3 protein-coding genes are annotated in these 2,808 nt (G+C 72.7%); all 3 read left to right on the top strand.

The genetic code is table 11. The features are described 5' to 3' along the window. Positions 1 to 151 precede the first annotated feature (151 nt). On the top strand, positions 152 to 460 hold the full coding sequence (locus tag EBN88_RS29450; RefSeq protein WP_122400037.1) for an SCO5918 family protein: 309 nt from the start codon (positions 152 to 154) through the stop codon (positions 458 to 460). Positions 461 to 593: 133 nt separating this feature from the next. Beyond that, positions 594 to 1,316 carry an AraC family transcriptional regulator gene (locus EBN88_RS29445; RefSeq protein WP_122400038.1) on the top strand — a complete coding sequence of 241 codons (723 nt, stop codon included), beginning with the start codon at positions 594 to 596 and terminating at the stop codon, positions 1,314 to 1,316. Between the two features lie 344 nt (positions 1,317 to 1,660). Continuing rightward, positions 1,661 to 2,710, top strand: a complete 1,050-nt coding sequence (locus EBN88_RS29440; RefSeq protein ID WP_122400036.1) for an iron-siderophore ABC transporter substrate-binding protein — start codon at positions 1,661 to 1,663, stop codon at positions 2,708 to 2,710. Positions 2,711 to 2,808: the final 98 nt, after the last annotated feature.

Here is a 2,808-nt window from a genome sequence, read left to right as displayed (position 1 = left end):
GGGAGGCAACGCGCGCCGGCGCGCGACGGCGCGGCGCCGCAGCGCGCCGCGCAGGTCGGACGCCGGCCGCGCCGCCTGAGCCCCTGTCCATCCGGTACTCGTTCCCTCGCCGGCTCCGCTCCGTGTTCCGCTTCTCTCCCTGTGAGGTTCCATGCGCTGCGTCATCGCCCGTTACCCGTTCGAACTGACCCGTGACACCGTGTTGTCCGCGATGAAGGGGGTCAGCCCCGAGCCGGTGGTGGGCCAGTCGGTGATCATCGGCCGCCGCACCTATCCGCTGATGCAGGTCGGCCAGGTCATCACCGGCCAGGACCGGCGCGACTTCACGCCAGGCGAGGTGCGGCGGGCCATGATGCGGCTGGGCTTCACCTGCCGCGACCCGCACGCCGAGGTCGCCGCGCCGACGGGCACGCCGTTCGGCCGGGCGTCCGCCGCTCTGGGCGGGCCCGCCGGCGGCTGACCGGGGCGCGCTTCGACGACGCGTCTAGGCTGGCGGCGTGCGCACCGCCACCGCCCCCTCCTCCCCCGCCGCCCGTCCACGCGGCGACCGGGAGACCCGTAGGCTGCCCGCCTACGCGCCGGGGGCCGTGGAGATGCCGTTCGTGATCAGGTGCTACGACGAGATCGTCGAGCGCGACACCACCTGGAACGAACACTCGCACCCGTTCCACGAGTTGCTGTGGAACGAGCGGGGCGCCTCAACGGCCGTGGTGGGCACGCGGGTCTGGACCATCACGCCGACGCTGGGCCTGTGGATGCCGGCCGGCACGCTGCACTCGGGGTCGGCGATAGCGGGGACCTGGTTCCGGGCGAGCTTCTTCGGCTTCGGCGGGACGACGTCGATCTCCGACGTTCCGGTGGCCGTGGAGATCACGCCGCTGCTGCGGCTGTTGCTGGAACGGCTCGCCGATGCCGAGCTGTCGCCGGCCTCGCGGTCGGTGACCGAGGCGATGGTGCTGGACGTGGTCACGCCGTCCCCGCACGCGTTGCCGCTGCGAATGCCCGTGTCCCAGCTGCTGCGGCCCATCGCCGACGCCGTCACCGAGAACCCGGGCGACCAGCGGACGTTGGCGCACTGGGCGGCGGAGCTTGGGGTGAGCGCGCGGACGATCACGCGGGCGTTCGCGACGGAGACGGGGACGAGCTTCGCTCGCTGGGTCGCGGCGGTGCGGGCCCGGCACGCGGTGGAGTTGCTCACGCGGGGCCGGGAGGTGGAGGCGGTGGCGCGGGCCGTCGGCTACCAGTCGGCGAGCGCGTTCGGCGCGGCGTTCCGCCGCACGACGGGGCGAACGCCGGGGGCGTTTCGCTGCCGCTGAGCCACGACGGGGCCGCACCCGACCACGCACCATGGGCCGTTCCGCACCGTCGTCGTCCGCGGCCCGCACCCGACCACGCGCCCGGACCACCCCCCACCGTCGTCGACCGCGACCCGCCCCCGGACCACCCCCCTGTCCCAATCGCTACACCCCCTGTCCGTAAAGGGCGATTGCGACACCCGCCCCGCTCTCTTAAGGTACCGATGGACACAGGGAGGAAAGGTAAGCCTTACCTAACCCCCCGTATCCGACGTACGTCAGAACGGTGCACCGCTCCACGACCGCGTTCCGCGACCCGCGTGTGAGGTCCGGCACCCAGGTCCGGAAGTGGAGTCACGAGAGCCATGCGTTCACACCGCCTCCCCCTTCTCGCCGTGGCGGCGGTCCTGTTGGGGCTCACCGCCTGCGGCGGTTCCTCCGACGACGAGAGCAACGCGGACGAGGGCGCGGGCAACGCGACCGGCGAGAGCGCCGCGTTCCCGCGCACCATCGAGCACGCCCTCGGCGAGACGACCATCGAGTCCGCGCCGCAGCGCGTCGCCACCGTCAACTGGGCCAACCACGAGGTGCCGCTGGCCCTCGGCGTCGTCCCCGTCGGCATGGCGGCGGCGAACTTCGGCGACGACGACGGCGACGGGGTGCTGCCCTGGGTCGCCGAGCGGCTGGAGGAACTCGACGCCGAGACGCCCGTTCTCTTCGACGAGACCGACGGCATCGACTTCGAGGCCGTGGCCGACACCGAGCCCGACGTGATCCTGGCCGCCTACTCCGGGCTGACCCAGGAGGACTACGACACGCTCAGCGAGATCGCCCCGACCATCGCCTACCCGGACGCCCCCTGGGCGACCCCGTGGCGCGAGATCATCCGGCTGAACAGCGAGGCGCTCGGACTCGACGCCGAGGCCGAGGAGTTGGTCGGCTCCATCGAGGACGAGATCGCGGCCACCGTCGCGGACTACCCGCAGCTGGAGGGCAAGTCGGCGATGCTCATGACGCATGTGGACCCCAACGACGTCAGCGAGGTCGGCTTCTACACCACGCACGACACCAGGACCCTCTTCTTCGAGGACCTCGGGCTGACCATCCCGGAGAGCATCGCCACCGCCTCCGAGGGCACCGACCAGTTCGCCCTGACGCAGAGCGCCGAGCGGATCGACGCCTTCGACGACGTGGACATCATCACCGGATACGGCGACGAGACCGGCGAGTTGCTGGACGTGCTGCGGAACGACCCGCTGCTGTCCCGCATCCCTGCCGTCGAGCGCGACTCCGTCTATCTGCTGCCGGGCAGCACGCCGCTGGCGACCGCCGCCAACCCCACCCCGCTCTCCATCTCCTGGGTGCTGGAGGACTATGTGGCGGCGCTCGCCGAGGCAGCGGACCGCGTCGAATGACAACGGGCGCCCCCTCGGCGGCGTTCGAGCCCCCGCGCACGCCGGGCGCCACCGCGCCGGGCGCCACCGCCCCGGACGCCGCGCCACGGCGGCGCCCC

This window comes from Streptomyces triticirhizae, from assembly GCF_003696235.1.
GTDB classification, from domain to species: Bacteria; Actinomycetota; Actinomycetes; order Streptomycetales; family Streptomycetaceae; genus Streptomyces; species Streptomyces triticirhizae.
The sequence above is the reverse complement of the archived record's forward strand: the minus strand, read 5'-3'. Positions and strand labels throughout refer to the sequence as shown.